The sequence below is a fragment of the Curtobacterium sp. UCD-KPL2560 genome, assembly GCF_001705035.1.
Taxonomy (GTDB): Bacteria; Actinomycetota; Actinomycetes; order Actinomycetales; family Microbacteriaceae; genus Curtobacterium.
The window spans coordinates 26,756-45,272 of sequence record NZ_MCIG01000017.1 but is presented as its reverse complement, the minus strand read 5'-3'; the positions used below and the strand labels follow the sequence as shown (position 1 = coordinate 45,272).

Genomic DNA, 18,517 nt, shown 5'->3' with positions numbered 1-18,517 from the left:
CGGGGATCTTCGACGACGAGGACGAGACCGTGTGGATGCTGCCGTCGGCCTGCGCGGCGGAGACACCGAACGCGGCACCGCCCAGCACGAGCGCACCCGTGGTGGCGAGGGTGATGGAGGTCTTGAGGCTCTTGCGCATGTCTGCGTTCCTTTCGTTGTCGCGCTCGGCGCGAATCCCTGGATGCGCGCCGAACACACCCCGAACAGGGGTGGAGAACCAGCTACCTGCGGCTGGTGAGCGCTCCGGGTGTTTCCCGGCTTGTGCAGGTGATTCGACACCCCCCACCGAACGGTTTGGACGGATTCCTGGTCGTTACCGTTCTGTGACAAACCCGGGGGACGAGGGTCCGATCACCGCGCGTCGAGACACGCTCGGCGCCCCGCACGCGGGGGACACGGACGGGCGGGCGACGGTCCCGACTGCGGCGCGGACCGGCTCCACCACGTCCCGGTGCCGGACGGCGACCGCGCAGGGGAAGCAGAGCAGGTCGCCCGCACGCACGTCCGCGGGGACGGCGACCCGCTGCGTGCCCGACGTCCGGCCCGGGCTCGAGACCTCGACCCCGACGACCGGCGCGCAGCTCACCCGTCCGACGAGCCGGACGACCTCGAGCACGGCGCACGCCGGGACCACGGCGTCGAGCGCTCACGGACCGGTGGCGGTGGCCCTGACCGTGACGCGGACGCTCAGGGGCCGGGAACGGTGACGCGGACGGCGCTGATCCGCCCGGCACGCGTCGTCGCGGTCGTGGCCGGGTCGTAGCTGTCGGCCGTGGCGAGGTACAGCGTCCGGCCGTCCTCCCCGCCGAGCGCGCAGTCGATCGCGCAGCGCCCCGGGGCGTCGATCCGGTCGGTGACCGTGCCGCCCTCGACCACGCGGAGGAACTCGCCCGTGTCCACCGAGCAGACCCAGACCGCACCCTCGGCGTCGACCGTGCTGCCGTCGGGCGTGACGCCGTCCGGGAGTGCGGCCCACGCACGCCGGCCGGTCAACGAGCCGTCCGGTTCGATGTCGAACGCCGTCAGCCGACCGCCCCAGGTCTCGCTCACCACGAGGGTCCGCGTGCCGGGCAGCACGTTCGCGCTGTTCGGGAAGACCAGTCCGTCGGCCGCGCGCCGGGCGGAGCCGTCCGGCTCGACGACGTACAGCGGGCCGGGCCGCAGCTCCTCGCCGCCGTACAGGTCGTAGCCGAACGCCCCGACGTAGGTCCGGCCGGTCTGCTCGTCGACCACCAGGTCGTTGAGGAGCGAGGGCTCGACGGCGGACAGGTCGGCGAACACCGACGTCGAGCCGTCCGGTGCGGCGGCGACGAGGGTCCGTGACTCCATCGAGCTGATGACGAGTCGGCCGTCCGACAGCCAGCCGAGCCCCGAGGACTGCCCCTCGACGACGGCCTCGACCCGGGGCGCCTCGGACGAGGCGGGGTCCACCGAGAAGACCTCGCCCGTGTGCATGTCGGAGTACCAGAGCCGTCCGCCGTGCCACCGGTTGCCCTCGGGGAACCGGATGCCGGTGACGATGTCGGTCGCGGAGTCGAGCGTCGTGTGCACGGACCCAGCCTGCCAGCGGGACCCGTCGGCGGCCCGGGAGTGGTCCGCTGCCAGGTGGTCAGACCGTCGCCTCGGTCCCCCGCACCTTGCCGACGACCACGTCGACGATGCCCGCGAGGAGCGCGACCGCCACGAAGCCGAGGGACACCCCGAGCGCGAGCGGCAGCCCGGTCGAGTAGTCGCCGCGGGAGTCGGCGAGCGCCGAGTAGAAGACGCTGCCGACCGCGGCGATGCCGATGGCCGACCCGACGCGCGCACCGACCTGGATCAGCCCACCGGCCGAACCACCCTGCTCGACCGGGACCTCGGACAACGTCAGGGTCTGGTTCGGCGAGATGGTGAGCCCCGACCCGACGCCGGCGACCAGGAGCGGCACGACGAGCCACCAGCCGAGGTCCGACTCGTAGTGGTTCGCGACGACCCAGATCACGCCACCCAGACCGATGAGCACGAGGATCGTCCCGATCACGATCAGCTGCCGCCCGAACCGGTGCACGATCCGCCCGCCGATCGTCGACGCCACCCCGGACCCGATCGCGAACGCCACCGAGGACAGGCCCGCGAGCAGCGCCGAGTAGTGCAGCCCGGACTGCAGCGCGAGCGTCAGGACGAAGAACAGCGGCGTGAAGCCCGCGAAGTACACCGTGGCGAGGCCGACGCCGAGCGAGAACGACCGGCGGCGGAAGAGCGCGAGGTCGATCACCGGCTCCTTGGTCCGGGCGTAGCGCCGCTCCCAGAGGACGAACAGGACCGCGAAGACGACGGCGGCCACGACGAGCCACCACTTCGCGTTGCTCTTCCACTGCTCGGACTGCACGAACGGCAGCAGCAGCGCGACGACCGCGGCGCCGAGCAGGGCGATGCCCACCGGGTCGAAGTCGTGCTTCCGGCCCCGGGTCGACCCGGCGGCCTGCGGCAGGTACTTGAAGGCCAGGAGGATCGTGACGAGTCCGACGGGCAGGTTCACGAAGAAGACGAACCGCCACCCGTTCTCGGTGCCGAACGCCGTGATGAGCAGGCCGCCGACGAGCGGGCCGATCGCCGTGGCGATGCCGACCGTCGCGCCGAAGAGGCCGAACGCGGTACCGCGCTCCTTGCCGCGGAACAGCTGCTGGATGAGCGCGGTCACCTGCGGGGTGAGGAGACCACCGGCCAGGCCCTGCACGAGCCGGGCGACGACCAGGACGATGCCGTTCGGCGCGAAGCCGCACAGCGCACTCGCGACCGTGAAGAGCCCGACGCCGATCACGAACATCCGGCGCCGGCCGGAGGCGTCCCCGAGTCGACCGCCGGGCACGAGGAGCAGACCGAACGCCAGCGCGTAGCCGGACAGGATCCACTGCACCGCCTCGGGCGACGCCCCGGGGAGGCCACTCGAGATCGACTGCAGTGCGACGTTCACGATCGACACGTCGAGCAGCACGATCCCGCCGCCGAGCAGGCAGATGACGAGCGCCTTCCACCGGTTCGGGTCGGGCTGGTCGCCCCCGTGCTCGACCCGCTGCTCGCGAGCGGGCGGATCGGCCTGCTCGCGAGCCGGGTGCGCGTCGGGGGCAGGCCCGGCGACCTCGGCGGCCGCTGCGTGGTGGGCGTCGTGGTGCGCGACGGTGGGAGCCGCGTCGGGCTCGGCGGACTTGCGGTGTTCGGCTGTCATGACCACTTCACGCTAGGCGCGGGTGGCTGCCGGGATCGCAGACGCGGTTCGCTTCCTGTCCCCCGGACGTGAGCACCTGTACAGCCGAGGGGGTGCGAGGGCGGCCGTCGTGGGTTCGGGTCCGGGACGGACGCCCTCGCGCTACGGCGCCGTCGGGTTCGACGCTGAGGGTCTGGACGAGGCCGACCCGGGAACAGGGATCCGGGCCCCCGCAGCAGGGTCTACGGGGTAGCCCGGCAGACGTTACCTCCGCGTGGCACCGGTACTCCCAGCGGATGCCCGGGCCAGGAGTGCGGCCCCGCGTCCGCTCGTGCCCTCCCCAGCCGCCCGTGCCACGCTCGACCCGTGCACTCCCTCCCCACCGTCGTCATCGCCGGCTGCGGCGACCTCGGCACCGAGACCGGCCTGCGCTTCGCCGCGCAGGGTCACCCGGTCGTCGGCCTCCGCCGCAGCGCCGACCGCGTCCCCGCCCCGCTGACCGGCCGTGCGGTCGACCTCCGCCGCGAGGTCCCGACCATCCCGGACGACACCGGCGTGGTCGTCGTGGCCTTCGCCGCCGGGTCCCGCGACGTCGACGAGTACCGCGCGACCTACGTCGACGGGCTCCGCAACGTGCTCGACGGCATCGCCGCGTCGGCCGCCGACCCGCGCCTGCTCGTCGTGTCCTCCACGGCGGTGTACGACGTCGCCGACGGCAGCGTCGTGACCGAGGCGACCCCGGCGCACGGTGGTACCCCGACGGCCGCGGTCCTCGTCGAGGCCGAGGCGCTCCTGCGCGAGCGCGCACCCGGTGCCGTGCTCGTCCGTCTGTCCGGCATCTACGGGCCCGGGCGGGAGCGGCTGGTCACGCAGGTGCGCGAGGGGGCGGCTCGGCTCGCGCCGGGCACGTCACCGCACACGAACCGGATCCACCGGGACGACGCGGCCGCCGCGATCGTGCACCTGGCGTCCGTGCCGGATCCGGCGCCCACGTACCTCGGCACGGACGACGAACCGAGCCGCCTGGACGACGTCCTGCGGTTCCTCGCCGCCGAGCTCGGACTCCCGGAGCCGACGGTCGGCGAGGGCGACGCGCGGCAGGCCGGCGGCGACAAGCGCCTGTCGAACGCGCTGCTGCGGTCGACCGGGTGGGGGCCCCGGTACCCGACCTTCCGCGAGGGCTACCGCGCGGTGCTGGCCGGCGAGGGCGTCCGGCACCCGTAGGGCGCCCGCGCGACCCGACGACGGACGGGAGGCCCGTGGCGGGCCCGCCACGCGCCTCCCGTCCGTCGGGTGGTCGGCTCAGCGACGCTCAGTGCTCGTCGTAGTGGTCCTCGTGACGAGCGTGCCGGTGGCCGTCGTGCACGAAGTCGACGTGGTCGCCGTGCTCGACGGTCTCGTGCTCGCCGCCGTCCTGCTCGTGGTCGTGGTCGGCGACGTCGTGCTCGGCGACGCGGTGCTCCTCGGCCTCGGCGGCGGGGGTGGTGTCCGGGTTCGACATGGTTCCTCCTTCGTGAGATCAGTTCTCAACAGAAGGCTACGGGAGCGGACCGGGACTGTCCGCGTCGACGCCTGATGAGGCGCACAGCACCGGTCGACGGACCGGGCGGTGTCAGTGCCAGCGGTGGTCCTGGATCGTCATGCGCGGCCCGAACGTCGGCTTCCGGAAGCCCGAGCCCCCGATCAGCCGCACGACCCGTTCCCGGTGCCCGCGCCACGGCTCGAGCAGCTCGAGCATGCCGTCGTCGTCCACCGGGCCGCCCGCCAGCGCCCACCCGACGAGCGCGGGCACGTGGTAGTCCCCGACGCTCGGCGAGTCCGGGTCGCCGTGCGCGCGCTGCGCCGTCTCCGCCGCGGTCCACCGCCCGATGCCGGGGACCGACTGGAGCCGCTGCGCGACCACCGCACCGCCGCGACCGAGCGCCAGCGTGCGCTCGAGTGCCGGGGCGACCTTGACCGCCCGCATCACCGTCGCCGAACGGCCGGGCTCGATGCCGGCCCGGTGCCACTCCCAGCTCGGGACCCGTGCCCACTGCTCGGGGGTCGGTGGGACGAACATCTCCGCGGGTGCCGGACCGGGTGCCGGCTCACCGAAGCGCCGCAGCAGGTACCGCCAGGCGCGCCAGGCCTGGCGCGACGTCACCTTCTGCTCCATGATCGCCGGCACGAGCATCGCCACGACCGTGTTCGTCCGGAGCAGGCGCAGCCCCGGTTGGCGGTGCCGCGCCTCGGCCAGGAAGGCGTGGGCGCCCACGTCGAGGTCGGACCAGTCGTCGCCGCGGCCGAGCAGGTCCGGCGCGTGGGTCACCGCCCACGAGGCACCGTCGCCCCACGCCGACACCGCGACGGCGTCGCTGCCCGCACGGCGGACGAGCACCGAGGCCGCCCCGGCCGGCGTGCGGAGCGCGAGCCACGTGTCGGACCCGACCACCCGGAAGGCGGGGTCACCGGAGCCGCGCTGCAGGGGCCGGAGGGTCGCGCGGACGTCCACCGCGCCTCCAGGCCGGTACACCGTGTCGACCCGCTCGGCCGCGGCGGACCCGCCGGACGGGCCGGGGGTGACGGGGGACGGCAGGGACACACGGGGATGGTAATGCCCCACCACCGTCAGACATGATGGGGAGGTCCCCGCAACCCGACGACGTTGGAGTCTCCGTGCGCATCGGCATCCTCACCTCCGGAGGCGACTGCCCCGGACTCAACGCGGTCATCCGCGCCATCGTGCTCAAGGGCATCGCGATCCACGGCCACGAGTTCGTCGGGTTCCGGGACGGCTGGCGCGGGGTGGTCGACGGGGACATCGTGCCCCTCGGTCGCAAGGACATCCAGGGCATCGCCAAGCAGGGCGGGACGATCCTCGGCACGAGCCGCACGAACCCCTTCGAGGGACCGAACGGCGGCGTCGAGAACATCACGAAGACCCTCGAGCGGCACGGCATCGACGCGATCGTGGCGATCGGCGGCGAGGGCACCCTGGCCGCCGCGAAGCGACTCACCGACGGCGGCCTCCGGATCGTCGGTGTCCCGAAGACCGTCGACAACGACCTCGGCGCCACCGACTACACGTTCGGCTTCGACACCGCCGTCGCGATCGCGACCGAGGCGATGGACCGCCTCCGCACGACCGGTGAGTCGCACTCGCGGTGCATGGTCGCCGAGGTGATGGGCCGGCACGTCGGCTGGATCGCGCTGCACTCCGGCATGGCCGCGGGCGCGCACGCGATCCTCATCCCCGAGCAGAAGACGAGCATGGAGCAGATCGCGACGTGGGTGCGCGCCGCCTACGACCGCGGTCGCGCACCGCTCGTCGTGGTCGCCGAGGGCTTCGTCCCGGACCACGAGGACACCGCGCACACCGAGCGGGGACTCGACGCGTTCGGGCGACCGCGGCTCGGCGGCATCGGCGAGCGCCTGGCGCCGATGATCGAGGAGATGACCGGCATCGAGACGCGTGCGACGACGCTGGGGCACATCCAGCGGGGCGGCACCCCGACGGCCTACGACCGGGTGCTGTCGACCCGGCTCGGCCTGGCGGCCATCGACTCGGTGGTCGAGGGGCGCTGGGGCCGGATGGTCGCGCTCAAGGGGACCGAGATCGTGCACGTCTCGTTCGAGGACGCGCTGGGCGAGCTGAAGACCGTGCCGCAGGCCCGGTTCGACGAGGCCGCCATCATGTTCGGCTAGGCACGTCCCCCCCCCCCGGGGCGGCGACCACCGGTGGTGGTCGCGTCCACCGGTGGTGGTCGCGTCCACCGCTGGTGGACGGGCGGCCGGGAGGCGCGGGTAGCGTCCGACGCATGACGCGCGCAGTCCTCGTCTCCCGTTCCGCACCGCCCACGGTCACGCAGGTCGACCTGGCCGAGCCCGCCGAGGGCGAGGTCCTCGTCGACGTGACGTGCTCGAGCGTCAACTACAAGGACGGCCTGGCCCTGGCCGGCAACCCCGGCGTCGCCCGGGTCGACCCGCTCGTGCCGGGCATCGACGTCGTCGGCACCGTCTCGGCGCTCGGCCCGGGCGTGCACGACGTGGCGATCGGCGACCGGGTCGTGTGCAACGGCGCAGGGCTCGGCGAGACGCGCCACGGCGGCTGGGCGGACCAGGCGGTGGTCCCGAGCGGGTCGCTCGTCGTGCTGCCGGACGGCGTGCAGGACTCCTTCGCGGCGGCGGTCGGCACGGCGGGCTTCACGGCGATGCTGTCGGTCCTGGCCCTGGAGCGGTCGGTGTCGCCCGACGACGGTCCGGTGCTCGTCACGGGCGCGTCCGGCGGCGTCGGCACGGTCGCGATCGCGCTGCTCGCGGCACGCGGGTACCGGGTGACGGCGTCGACCGGCCGACGTGAGCACGAGCGATCCCTGCGGACCCTCGGGGCGACCGACGTGGTCGACCGTGCCACCATCGCCGACCTCGGCAAGCCCCTGCAGCGGGCGACCTGGGCGGGCGCGGTGGACAGCGTCGGCGGTGCCACGCTCGCGAACGTGCTGGCGTCGACGCGCTGGGGCGGTGCGGTCACGGCGTGCGGCCTGGCGCAGGACTCGGCCCTGCCGACGACCGTGATGCCGTTCATCCTGCGTGCCGTGTCCCTGCTCGGCATCAACTCGGTCGAGGCCCCGCTCGCCCTCCGGCAGCAGGCGTGGGACCGCATCGCGACCGACCTCGACCCGGCCCTGCTCGCCGACGTCACGCGCACGGTGGACCTCGAGCGCGCGGTCACGGTCGGCGCCGAGGTCGTCGCGGGGCGGGTGCACGGCCGGACGGTGGTCGACCTCCGCGGCTGACCACCCCCGCAGGCCGACCTCCCGCGGCTGATCTTTCACATCACTGGTGTTTTCACAAACGTTTGCGTATTTCACGCTAGGTTGGGCGGCGGACCACCCGGAACCCACTGGAGGAGCAGCGCATGCCCGTGCCCAAGTCGACCGTCGAGAACTCGCCCCGCAAGCTGCTGCGCGACGTCGTGCTCGAGAAGATGCTCGCCGCGATCCAGGACGGCACGCTCCAGGCCGGTGAACGCCTCAACGACGACGAACTGGTCGCCTGGCTCGGGGTCAGTCGCACGCCCATCCGCGAGGCGATCGCGAAGCTCGTCGACTTCGGCCTGGTCGAGATGGAGGCGAACCGCTACACCCGGGTCGCCTCCCCCACGCGCGAGCAGTACGACGACGCCTTCCAGCTGCTCTTCGGGTTCGCCGAGCTCGCCGCGCGCTGGGCGATCCCGACCCTCGACGACGCCGCACTCAAGCAGCTCGGCAAGCTCCTCGACGGGGCCCGGGCACACGCCGACGCCGAGGACCGCAAGCTCAACGACGACATCGACGCGCTGATCGCGTTCCTCGTCGCGCACTCGGGCAACGAGCTGCTCGTGAAGACCGCCGAGGGCATCGTCAACCGCGCGAAGTTCGTGCGGATCGGCCAGCCCGAGTTCGTGTTCTGGGACGTCAAGCACGGACTCGACTCCTTCCGTGCAGCCGCGAAGGGCCGCGACGGAGAGGCAGCCGGCGCCGTGATCCGCGGCATGTCCCGCGCGATGGCCGAGCACCTCGCCGAGGTCCGCGCCGCGAAGGCCTGACCCGGGAACGGGCGCGGGTCCGGCAGCATGGAGCGGTGACCGAACCACGCATCGCAGCCGCCGGACTCCGCGTCACCCGCTCCGGCCGGGACCTGCTGCACGACGTCGACCTCACCGTCCGCAGCGGGGAGCACTGGGCCCTGCTCGGCCCGAACGGCGCCGGGAAGTCCACGCTGCTCGCGGTCCTCGGCGCCACGAGCCACCCGACGGCGGGCACCGTCGAGGTCCTCGGTCGGCGACTCGGCCGGACCGACGTCCGCGCGCTCCGCGAGCACATCGGGCACGTGGACCCACGGCACCGGGTCCTCTCGCCCCTGACCGTGCTCGAGGTCGTCCTCACCGGCCTGACCGGGACGACCGACCTCATGCTGCGCTGGGAGCCCACGGCCGAGCAGCTCGACGCCGCACACCGGCTCGTGGCCGACGTCGGGCTCGTCGCACGCACCGACGCGCGCTGGCCGGTCCTCTCGCAGGGGGAACGCGGACGGGCACTCATCGCGCGGGCCCTCGTGGCGGAGCCCGACCTGCTGCTGCTCGACGAACCCGCGACCGGGCTCGACGTCGCCGCGCGGGAGCACCTGCTCGAGACCGTCGACGCCCTGCGCACGCGACGCCCCGACCTGTCGAGCGTGATGGTCACCCACCACCTCGAGGACCTGCCGGCCTCGACCTCGCACGCGCTGCTGCTCCGCGACGGGGCCGTCGTGGCGCAGGGGCCCGCGGACGCGGTCGTCACGTCGTCCGCGGTGTCCGCAGCCTTCGCGTTCCCGCTCACCGTCGACCGTGTCGGTGGGCGCTGGCACGCACGCCGCGCGCCGGAGGCGACCCGCGCCTCCCGTCCGTCGTCCTGACCACGGGGAGCCCAGGACAACCAGTGGATCGTCTTCCCGCCGGCCTGGGCGACCTGGTCGAAGTAGACGCGCTGAGTGCGGCGATTGCCCTCGCGGAAGGGGTGAGCGTCGTTCACGTCGTTGAAGCGCTCCGCGAGCAGGCTCGACCACCGAGCGTTGTCCATGCCTGGAGGGAGCAGGCCGTCCTCGCGCATTATCCGAGCGGTGCCATCGACCTAGAACCCGACGTGACGAGGATCCAGGGATTTCTCGCCGTCCTCCGAAAACCCCACAGTCCGAATTTCGCCAGCCCAGGGGTACACGTTTTGGAACAGGTGTCGGTGGATTGCCTGCAGATACTCGATGCCGAAGTCCCCGCGGATCGGCTCCGCTTGGATCTCGTCCACCGGTACTCAACGCGGCTATCTTCGAATCGGCGTAGCTCCTCTACGGTGTGGAGAGGCTCGGTCGACCGGCTGCGAAGCAGTTCGGTCTCGGCGTCCAGATAGCTGGCTACCTGGTCCTGCCTAGTGGTGCCTGTTGCCCAGGGCCGTTCCGCTACCCAGACCTCACGGTCAAGGCTGGCCATGCCAGATCAGCGGTCAGCACTGGACGAGTGGAGTCGGCGCACCTCGGCGCCTACTTCCTGCCACGTCAACTCACCACGGACCCACCGGTCCTGCAGCGCGTGAACTTCGTCCGAGGAACGGCCGCCCTCGAGTTCAGTGGAGGTGCGGGCCTCGTCGATGATCTGCTGACGGCGCAAGCATTCGGTGTCGCTGAGCTGCGTGGTCTTGGTCTGCGTTGCCATCGGGTCCTCCCCCACGTCAATATTTCAATCATACTCTTTCAGCATCAAAAACGGTAAGTACACGTTTCGATGCCGCACTGTTTTGACGATGAGTTCTGACAAAACAAAAGGCTCGTGCTGGTACGGGTCGACGTGTGGCTGGGAACGCTCTAAGGCGTGATTCCGGCAGTGCTGTATGGCCCAGCTTGCTCCGTCTGTGTCGCTTGCCGGGTCAGGGCTGGCTGTGCTTGGCCTTTGCCTGGTCGTCGGTGTCGGGGTGGCCGCTCATCATGCGGAGCATGGGCCAGGAGCCGCTGCGGGTGAAGGCGACGAGCAGGAACGCGGCGATCAGAAGGAACACGATGTTGAGCCAGGTGGTGTAGTTCCAGCTGATCGAGGTCGTCACGATGGTGAGGTGCCGGTTGGTGGGGATGAGATGCAGGGGGGCGAAGAGCAGTTCGACGGCGTAGCCGGCGAGGACCATGGCGCCGTAGAAGATGCCGGTGATGCGGAGGGCGGCTTTCCAGCCGTAGTACTTCCGGTAGATGATGATGATCGGGATGATGATCAGGTCGGCGAAGATGAAGCTGATCACACCGCCGAAGCTGATCCCGCCGTTCCAGAGGACCGCTGCGAGGGGGACGTTGCCGACGGAGCAGACGAAGCTCACCATCGCCAGGATCGGGCCGATGAGCGGGTCGACCAGGAACGCGAGCGTCGGGTGGCCCTCGAGGAACAGTGCTTGCAGCCAAGCCTTCGGCACCCAAGCGTCGAACGCGCCGGCGATGAGCAGGCCGATGACGATGTCACGCAGCACGGACGCCCAGTCCATGACGAAGTACTGCGACACGCTCGTCAGTCCGGGCTTCGAGAACAGTCGCCGCCAAAAGCCCTGATCGCCCTGCACGGACATGTCCATGGCCGCGTGGCCCTCCATCGAGCCGGCGAGGCCCTTGTCGGCTTGCTCGCGGGCGGCGTCGACGATCTTCCCGCGCATCCAGAGTCGGAACCCAAGGGCGATGAGGATGATCATCAGCGGGCCGCCGACGAACTCCGCGACGGTGAACTGCCACCCCATCACGAACGCCAGGATCAGGCCGAGTTCGACGACGAGGTTCGTGGAGGCGACCTCGAACGCCATCGCGGACGTCAGGCTCGCGCCCTTGCGGAACAGGGCCCGTGCGAGGGCGACCGCGGCGTAGGAGCAGGACGAGGACAGTGCGCCCAGGCCGGTGGCGACGCTGATCGCTCGGGGGGAGTCGTCGCGCATGAGCTTGGTGATCTGGTCGGTGCGGACGACGGCTTGGATGATGCCGGAGAGGGTGAAGCCGAGGATGAGGGGCCAGAGGATCTCCCACCCCATCGAGGCGGCTGCTGCTAGGGCGTCACCGACTGCGTTGATCACGAACATGCGTACCTGCTTCTTCACGTCGCGGGCATGGTCTGCCGCGACAGGTGGTCACGAACGGGGAAGAACCGGTCTTGGGCCGAGGCGGACTGCGTTGCCCGCCTCGACCCGCGACTGGTGTCACTTGGACGCGAGCATGTCCTTCATCTGCGTGATCTGCTCGGTCTGGCTCGACACGATCGACTTGGCCATCGCGACCGCGTCGGTGTTCTTGCCCTTGTCGACTTCGGTCTTCGCCATATCGACGGCGCCCTTGTGGTGCTGGACCATCTGCTGCAGGAACAGCTGCCCGGCGTCCTTCGCAGATGCCTGGTCGAGGTCGGTCATGTCGGAGTCGGACATCATCCCGGACATGGAGTGCCCCATCCCGGAGTGCTCCGACTCGGTGGGCTCCCCCCAGCCCTGCAGCCAACTGGTGAGCTGCGTGATCTCCGGGCCCTGTTCGGCCTTGATCTGCTTTGCCAGGGTGGCGACGTCGGGGTCAACACCGTCGCCCTTCGCGAGGAGCATGTCGCTCATCTCGACGGCCTGCTGGTGGTGCGGCAGCATCATCTGCGCGAACATCACGTCCTGGTCGTTGTGCGCAGACGCGGCCGAGCTCAACGTGGCGGACGAGCCCGCGTCGGAGCCGGTGTTGCTGCTGGTGGAGCAACTGGCGAGGGTCAGGCCGAGGGTGAGTGCGGCGGCGATCGCGAGGGTGCGTGTGGTCGTGGTGGTGTGCATGGAAGGTCCGTTCCCGTGGATGCGTCAGGTGGTTCGGGCAGGCGGATGCCTCCCGGTTCTGGGCATGCGGGATTCACCCTGCGACGGTGTGGTCCCGCAGGGGGCGGATCAGATGCGGATGATCTGCAGTGCCGTCAATGACGGTGGTTTCGGTGCCGCGATGCGGCGCGGCAGATGGCCTGCCAGCGCGAGCAGGCGCGAGAGCAGCGCGAGGACGCCGTCGGCCCGTGCGCGCAGCAGCGCCCATGCGAACAGGGCAATCGTCAGCGTGCACGCCATCCCCATCAGCGAGCACATCAGCGCGCACAGGCCGCTGTCGCAGCCGGCGTCGGTGAGGGCCGTCATCACCGCGGCCGCGGGAGCGGCATGCTCCCCGTGGCGGTTTCCGACGGCATGGGTGTGCTCGGTGGTGGCGGCGGGAGCTGCCATCGGGTGCTCGTGGCCGGCGGTGTGTCCGGCCATCGTGTGCATCAGGACCGTGAACCCGACCAGCAGCAGCAACGCCAACGTCGCCGTGACCTGCAGCAGCAGTCGGCGACGCGGGGAGGCGGTGGTGGTGAGCATCGATTCTTCGATCAGGACGAGGGGTGGCGGAGCGTCGGGCTGCAGCGGAAGCACGTTCCGTTGCGAGGTCGACCGAGTGGCACTGTACCCCGTGGGGGTATGTGCTGTCTCGGGCGGCTGGCTGATCGATCAGCACAGGGGTAGGCGTCGCGCGACCGTACCGACCAGAGGCACTCCCCTTCAGAAGAAGTCCTAGGCCTTTCCTGTCGTGGTGCGTGGTGGTGGGTGCATACTGGTGGTGTCTTCGGACCCGGCAGTGGGGCTTGCCGGACCCAACCTCGACATCTGTCGACAACAGTCCCTATCTCAGCATGGTGCGCGTCAGCGTGCCCGAGATAGGGAGATGAAATGGTCGAGGCAGATTCCGCCCGCACGATCGTTGCCGGTGTGCAGTCCGGGCAGGTGGAGAGCGTTGTCGGCGTTGCCACGCTGATCGCAAAGCACTTCGGCGCGTCGGTGGTGTGTGTTGCGGTGGATCCGGCGCTGCTGAGCGCAGGAACTCGTCGGGACGGTTCGGAGATCATCGAACCGATCGATCCGGACACGGCGGACACCGAACCGCAGCAGCTGCCCGACCGCGACGTCGCCGTCATCCACGATCTCGCTGCAGCACGGTCGGTCCGAGTGGAGATCCTCACCCGAGTCGGGGATCCGAGCCGGGCGTTGGCTGCGGTGGCGGAGCAGCGTGACGCGGTAATGATCGTCGTCGGGTCCCAGACGGGCCGACGCCGGGTTGCGGAGTTCTTCAACGCATCCGTCGCCGCCCGCCTGACGCACCAGCAGCACCGTCCCGTCGTGGTCGTCCCACACGCTCCGGACGGGTTCGAGAGCGCCCTGCCGTGGGATGCGTCGTGACGGGCCGGCTGGTGCTGCTGAGCCACGGGGAGAGCACCGCGAACCGGGCCGGCACCTTCACCGGCCTCCGCGACGAACCATTGACCGTCGAGGGTGAACGGCAGGCCGTGACCGCGGGGCGGCTCCTGCAGGCAGCAGACATCATCCCGGACCAGGTGCTCACGTCGACGCTGCAGCGCACCGTGCGCACAGCGGAACTGATCATCGACACTCTCGGCATAGCCATCCCGACGGAAGAAGTCTGGCAGCTCAACGAACGCAGCTACGGCGCACTGACCGGGATGACGAAGACCGATGCGCGCCGAACGCTCGGCGACGACGAGTACACCCGGCTCCGCAGGTCTCGGAACGGCGCACCACCGGCGATGTCCCTGCAGGCGTGGACGGCGCTGCGGTCAAGTTCCGCGCTGCGCGACCTGCCGGACACTGCCCTCCGGCGCACCGAGGCCCTCCTTGACGTCATCGACCGGGTCCGACCCGTGCTGCAGGACCGGCTCATACCGATGGTGCGGTCGGGTCGAACAGCCCTCGTCGTCGCGCACGGCAACTCGCTCCGCGCCCTGTGCGCGTGCATCGACGACCTCACCGATCGAGAGCTCGAGCAGCTGAACCTGCCGACCGGGCAGCCGCTGCAGTACCAGCTCACGCCGACGAGTGCCCTCGCCCCACGGGGTGGGACGTTCCTGGATCCGGCAGCAGCGCAGCACGCCGCGGCGCTGGTCGCAGCAGAAGGCGGAACGTGAACACCCGAACGGACATCCCAATGCCCGACAATCAGCTCCCCTCCGACCCCGATGTGGACGTCTCCGACCCCACAACGAGCATGCGGCCCGTGCACCTGCGGTGGCGGTACGTCGGCCTCGTCGCACTCGGTGGCGCGGCCGGCACGCTCCTGCGCGACGTAATCAGTGGACTGCTCCCAGCAGACGACGGGGTGAGCTGGTCGATCTTCTGGATCAACATCAGCGGAGCGCTGCTGCTCGGGGTACTCCTGGAAGCGTTGGCGCATCGCGGTCCCGACGCGGGCCGCCGACGTGTCCTGCGGCTACTGCTCGGCACGGGAGTGCTCGGCGGGTTCACCACCTACAGCACCCTCGCCGAATCCACCGCCGCACTGTTCCTCACCGGCCACAGCCTCGCCGGCACCGGGTACGCGCTCCTGACCGTCATCGTCGGTGCGATCGCGACCGCGGTCGGACTGGTGGTCGCCGGCTGGTTCCGCCCCCGGACGGTGTCCGCATGAACGCCGGCATCCTCCTCGCGGTCGCCGCCGGTGGCGGCGTCGGCGCAGCAGCCCGGTTCCTCCTCGACGGGCTGATCAACACCGGCCGGGAGTTCCGCCTCCCGATCGGAACCCTGACCATCAACATCACCGGGTCCCTGCTACTCGGGCTCATCGTCGGCGCCGCCAGTCACCTCGGCGCAGCCCCCGTGGCGGTGCTCGGCACCGGGGTGATGGGCGGCTACACCACGTTCAGCACCGCCAGCTTCGAAACAGTCCGCCTCGCCCGCAGCGGCCGCATCACCGCCGCAGCCGTCAACGGGCTCGGCATGCTCGTCCTCTCCGTCTCCGCAGCCATTGCCGGCATCCTCCTCGGCGGCCTGCTGTGACCGCCACTCCACATCCTGAAACGGACCTTCCCATGCAGTTCGACGTCAAGATCGAGATCCCCCGCGGCAGCGGCAACAAGTACGAAGTCGACCACACCACCGGCCGGATCCGGCTCGACCGTGCCGTGTTCACCAGCATGGTGTTCCCCCAGGACTACGGCTCCATCGACGACACGCTCGGCGATGACGGCGACCCCCTCGACGCGCTCGTGCTCCTGCCCCGACCCACGTTCCCGGGCGTCGTCATCACGGTCCGCCCGATCGGGATGCTCCGCATGGTCGACGAGAACGGCGGCGACGACAAGATCCTCACCGTCCCCGCCAACGACGACCGGTTCATAGGTCTGCAGGACATCAGCGACGTTCCCGAGCACACCCTCACCGAGATCGAGCACTTCTTCTCCCATTACAAGGAGATCGAGCACGGCAAGCACGTCACCACCAACGGGTGGGCCGACCGTACTGCTGCCGAAGCCGTCATCCGCACCGCACAGGACGCCCACACCAGACACCCGTGACCCACGGGCCCCAAGACCGCCGCGGGGAGGCACTGGCGCTGAGTGATCGCCAGCAGGACGTCCCCTCCGCCTCCCCGCGGCTTCCCCTCAGCCACAGACCAGCCCGACGCATGACCCGACCAGAAGGAGCGTCACCATGAATGACTACATCAGCGGCATCCACCACCACGGAGCCCACCAGGGCGAGTACGTCACCCACCACGACCACCCCGTCACCATCGACGCCGTCCACGGCGCCCGCATCCTCGACTCCCGCGGCTACCCGACCGTCCGCGTCACCCTCGAGCTCGACGACGGCCGCACCGTCACCGGCGACGCCCCCGCGGGCGCATCCACCGGCGCCCACGAAGCCGTCGAGCTCCGCGACGGCGGAACAGCGTTCGGCGGCCGCGACATCACCCAGGCGCTCCACCTGATCAACGCCGACATCGCGGGCCTGCTCACCGGGCGGTCCTGGTCGGCGATCGGACAGGTCGACGCCGCCCTCGCCGAACTCGACGGCACCACCGGATACCGCCGGCTCGGCGCGAACAGCGTCGTCGCGGCCTCCATTGCCGCTTCCCGGGCGCTCGCACACGCCGCGGACCTCCCGCTCTGGCAGTGGATCGCCGACATCACCGGCTCGACGCCGCGGATGCCGGTCCCGCACTTCAACGTCCTCAACGGCGGCGCGCACGCAGCGAACGCGTTGGACTTCCAGGAGTTCATGATCGCCCCCGTCAACGCCGGCTCGATGGCCGACGCTGTCCGCATCGGCGCGGAGGTGTACCACGCCCTCGCGGGCCTGGTGCGGGACCGGTTCAGTAGCCTCGGCCTCGGCGACGAGGGCGGCTTCGCACCATCGATCGCTGCACCCGAGGAAGCGCTCGACCTGCTGGTCACCGCGATCCGCGCCGCCGGCTACGAGCCGGGCGTCGACCAGGTGGCGATCGCCCTCGACCCGGCCGCGAACGAGTTCTTCCTCGGAGACGGCTCGTACCGGATGCTCGACGACAGCCTCGACCGGGACGGGCTGGTCGACTACTACCGGCAGCTCATCGACACGTACCCGATCCGCAGCATCGAAGACGAATTCGCTGAGGATGACCATGAAGGGTTCCGCCGCATGCAAGCCGCGCTCGGTGACCGGATCCAGACCGTCGGCGACGACCTCTACGTCACCGACCCACAACGCATCCGCGACGGCGGCGAGCAACACCTGACGAACGCGGCACTGATCAAGCCGAACCAGATCGGCACCGTCTCCCAGACCCTCGGCGCGATCGCCACCGCCACCGGCATCGGGATGGCCAGCATGGTGTCCCACCGTTCCGCGGAGACCACGGACACGTTCATCGCCGACCTCGTCGTCGGGACCGGCACTGGGCAGATCAAGTCCGGCGCACCCGCCCGCGGCGAACGCGTCGCGAAGTACAACCGGCTCACCGAGATCGCTGAGCAGCACCTCAATCTGCCCTATGGACTGATCTGATCACCGGCATTCGAGCTGCGAGCGGTGTCCAGAAACGCCGTGACAGCAGGCCCGGGATGGCCTGACCAGATCGCACGCAGCGACCGGATCAGTGGTGGGCCGAGCAGCGGCACCCGCACGAGGGCACCGTCGGCGAGGTCCCTGCCGACAGTGCGGAGACTCATCACCGCCGGAGCGATGCCCGCTTGAGCGTTGGCGCGGATGATGCCCGTCGTCTCCAGTACCGCAGCTGGCGGAACGAGGGTACGGCCCGCATCGTCGAGCCACGTCTCGACCGTGGCGCGGGTGCCGGACCCTTCCTCCCGGAGCAGCAGCGGCGTCTCCGCGAGGTCGTCCGCGGTGATGCTCGAAGCCCGCGACCACGGATGGTGCGGAGCGACGACGACCACGAGTTCGTCCTCGTCGACCACCAAAGAGGACAGGTCAGGTGGCGCAGCAGGGGTCTCCGTGAATCCGACGTCCGCAGCGCCGGAGCGAACGAGATCGATCACCGCGGTGGAGTTGCCCGCAATCAAACGCACCGACGCATCGGGTGCGGCAGCACGGTGGTTGAGCAGCCATCCAGGCAGCAGGAGTTCGGCGATCGTCTGCGACGCTGCTACCACGAGGGATCCCGCCGGTTCTCGCAGCGCGACAACTCCTGCTTCGAGCCGCTGGGACGCCTCCAACACCGGAATGGCCAGACCGAGCACCACCCGGCCGGCGTCGGTCAGAGCGGTCCCGGATGCTCTCCGGTGCGCCAGCGGCTGACCGATCGCCTGTTCCGCGGCACGTAAGCGCGCGGACACCGCCTGCTGTGTCACCCCCAACGCTTCGGCCGCGCGGGTCAACGAACCGGTCTCCGCGACGCGGACGAGGACCTCGAGCGTGTCGAGGTCCAGAGTCCGGTCCGTCAGCCGCCGCAGTGCCACAAGAAGCCATTGTGCCCCGCCAAGGAGTTCGCCGTTCCCGGACCATGGGAAAGACGCGCACGCTGAGTACATGTCCGCTCACCTCG

At 70.6% G+C, this 18,517-nt stretch carries 20 protein-coding genes; 11 read left to right on the top strand and 9 right to left on the bottom strand.

Annotated elements, in window-relative coordinates:
- Positions 1 to 687: 687 nt before the first annotated feature.
- On the bottom strand, positions 688 to 1,551 hold the full coding sequence (locus tag BEP24_RS06605) for an SMP-30/gluconolactonase/LRE family protein (protein WP_065961574.1): 864 nt from the start codon (positions 1,549 to 1,551) through the stop codon (positions 688 to 690).
- A gap of 58 nt (positions 1,552 to 1,609) precedes the next feature.
- Complete coding sequence (locus BEP24_RS06600; RefSeq protein WP_083230155.1) at positions 1,610 to 3,205, bottom strand: MFS transporter; 1,596 nt, start codon at positions 3,203 to 3,205, stop codon at positions 1,610 to 1,612.
- Between the two features lie 345 nt (positions 3,206 to 3,550).
- On the opposite strand from BEP24_RS06600, the gene BEP24_RS06595 reads away from it, so the two are divergent.
- Positions 3,551 to 4,408, top strand: a complete 858-nt coding sequence (locus BEP24_RS06595; protein WP_065961571.1) for an NAD(P)-dependent oxidoreductase — start codon at positions 3,551 to 3,553, stop codon at positions 4,406 to 4,408.
- An 88-nt stretch (positions 4,409 to 4,496) separates the two neighbouring features.
- Here the strand turns inward: BEP24_RS06595 and BEP24_RS06590 are convergent, their stop codons facing one another.
- Both BEP24_RS06590 and BEP24_RS06585 read right to left on the bottom strand, forming a co-directional pair.
- Complete coding sequence (locus BEP24_RS06590; protein WP_065961569.1) at positions 4,497 to 4,685, bottom strand: zinc transporter permease; 189 nt, start codon at positions 4,683 to 4,685, stop codon at positions 4,497 to 4,499.
- A gap of 111 nt (positions 4,686 to 4,796) precedes the next feature.
- Positions 4,797 to 5,765 carry a DNA-3-methyladenine glycosylase 2 family protein gene (locus BEP24_RS06585; RefSeq protein ID WP_171898744.1) on the bottom strand — a complete coding sequence of 323 codons (969 nt, stop codon included), beginning with the start codon at positions 5,763 to 5,765 and terminating at the stop codon, positions 4,797 to 4,799.
- A 74-nt stretch (positions 5,766 to 5,839) separates the two neighbouring features.
- Here BEP24_RS06585 and BEP24_RS06580 point away from each other — a divergent pair, with 74 nt between their 5' ends.
- The 4 genes from BEP24_RS06580 (at position 5,840) to BEP24_RS06565 (ending at position 9,601) form a co-directional block, all read left to right on the top strand.
- Positions 5,840 to 6,868: a 6-phosphofructokinase gene (locus BEP24_RS06580; RefSeq protein ID WP_065961567.1), complete on the top strand. Its 1,029-nt coding sequence runs from the start codon at positions 5,840 to 5,842 to the stop codon at positions 6,866 to 6,868.
- A 113-nt stretch (positions 6,869 to 6,981) separates the two neighbouring features.
- Positions 6,982 to 7,959: an MDR family oxidoreductase gene (locus tag BEP24_RS06575; RefSeq protein WP_065961566.1), complete on the top strand. Its 978-nt coding sequence runs from the start codon at positions 6,982 to 6,984 to the stop codon at positions 7,957 to 7,959.
- Between the two features lie 122 nt (positions 7,960 to 8,081).
- On the top strand, positions 8,082 to 8,750 hold the full coding sequence (locus BEP24_RS17820) for a GntR family transcriptional regulator (protein WP_065961564.1): 669 nt from the start codon (positions 8,082 to 8,084) through the stop codon (positions 8,748 to 8,750).
- 35 nt (positions 8,751 to 8,785) lie between these two features.
- On the top strand, positions 8,786 to 9,601 hold the full coding sequence (locus BEP24_RS06565) for an ATP-binding cassette domain-containing protein (RefSeq protein WP_065961562.1): 816 nt from the start codon (positions 8,786 to 8,788) through the stop codon (positions 9,599 to 9,601).
- A gap of 574 nt (positions 9,602 to 10,175) precedes the next feature.
- Here BEP24_RS06565 and BEP24_RS06560 read toward each other — a convergent pair.
- The 4 genes from BEP24_RS06560 to BEP24_RS06545 form a co-directional block, all read right to left on the bottom strand.
- The gene (locus BEP24_RS06560; RefSeq protein ID WP_065961560.1) at positions 10,176 to 10,391 is read right to left on the bottom strand and encodes an antitoxin VbhA family protein; all 216 of its coding nucleotides are present in this window, start codon (positions 10,389 to 10,391) and stop codon (positions 10,176 to 10,178) included.
- 211 nt (positions 10,392 to 10,602) lie between these two features.
- Entirely contained in the window at positions 10,603 to 11,799 is a 1,197-nt protein-coding gene (locus BEP24_RS06555) for a permease (protein WP_216093116.1), read from the bottom strand.
- Between the two features lie 99 nt (positions 11,800 to 11,898).
- Complete coding sequence (locus tag BEP24_RS06550) at positions 11,899 to 12,501, bottom strand: DUF305 domain-containing protein (RefSeq protein WP_065961557.1); 603 nt, start codon at positions 12,499 to 12,501, stop codon at positions 11,899 to 11,901.
- A 108-nt stretch (positions 12,502 to 12,609) separates the two neighbouring features.
- A complete protein-coding gene (locus tag BEP24_RS06545) occupies positions 12,610 to 13,065 on the bottom strand; it encodes a hypothetical protein (RefSeq protein WP_065961555.1) in 456 nt (151 codons plus the stop codon).
- A 348-nt stretch (positions 13,066 to 13,413) separates the two neighbouring features.
- On the opposite strand from BEP24_RS06545, the gene BEP24_RS06540 reads away from it, so the two are divergent.
- From BEP24_RS06540 to eno, 6 genes are all read left to right on the top strand, one after another.
- Positions 13,414 to 13,920 carry a universal stress protein gene (locus tag BEP24_RS06540; protein ID WP_065961553.1) on the top strand — a complete coding sequence of 169 codons (507 nt, stop codon included), beginning with the start codon at positions 13,414 to 13,416 and terminating at the stop codon, positions 13,918 to 13,920.
- Entirely contained in the window at positions 13,917 to 14,663 is a 747-nt protein-coding gene (locus BEP24_RS06535; protein WP_065961551.1) for a 2,3-bisphosphoglycerate-dependent phosphoglycerate mutase, read from the top strand. Before BEP24_RS06540 ends, BEP24_RS06535 begins: the two co-directional genes overlap by 4 nt.
- Positions 14,664 to 14,683: 20 nt before the next feature.
- Positions 14,684 to 15,163, top strand: a complete 480-nt coding sequence (locus BEP24_RS06530) for a CrcB family protein (RefSeq protein WP_171898743.1) — start codon at positions 14,684 to 14,686, stop codon at positions 15,161 to 15,163.
- Entirely contained in the window at positions 15,160 to 15,531 is a 372-nt protein-coding gene (locus tag BEP24_RS06525; RefSeq protein ID WP_065961548.1) for a CrcB family protein, read from the top strand. The genes BEP24_RS06530 and BEP24_RS06525 overlap by 4 nt, the downstream gene beginning before the upstream one ends.
- A gap of 32 nt (positions 15,532 to 15,563) precedes the next feature.
- On the top strand, positions 15,564 to 16,049 hold the full coding sequence (locus BEP24_RS06520) for an inorganic diphosphatase (protein ID WP_065961546.1): 486 nt from the start codon (positions 15,564 to 15,566) through the stop codon (positions 16,047 to 16,049).
- A 136-nt stretch (positions 16,050 to 16,185) separates the two neighbouring features.
- Complete coding sequence (gene eno / locus BEP24_RS06515) at positions 16,186 to 17,520, top strand: phosphopyruvate hydratase (RefSeq protein WP_083230152.1); 1,335 nt, start codon at positions 16,186 to 16,188, stop codon at positions 17,518 to 17,520.
- Here the strand turns inward: eno and BEP24_RS06510 are convergent.
- On the bottom strand, positions 17,505 to 18,431 hold the full coding sequence (locus BEP24_RS06510; protein WP_065961605.1) for a LysR family transcriptional regulator: 927 nt from the start codon (positions 18,429 to 18,431) through the stop codon (positions 17,505 to 17,507). The two genes, eno and BEP24_RS06510, sit on opposite strands and share 16 nt — an antisense overlap.
- Positions 18,432 to 18,517: the final 86 nt, after the last annotated feature.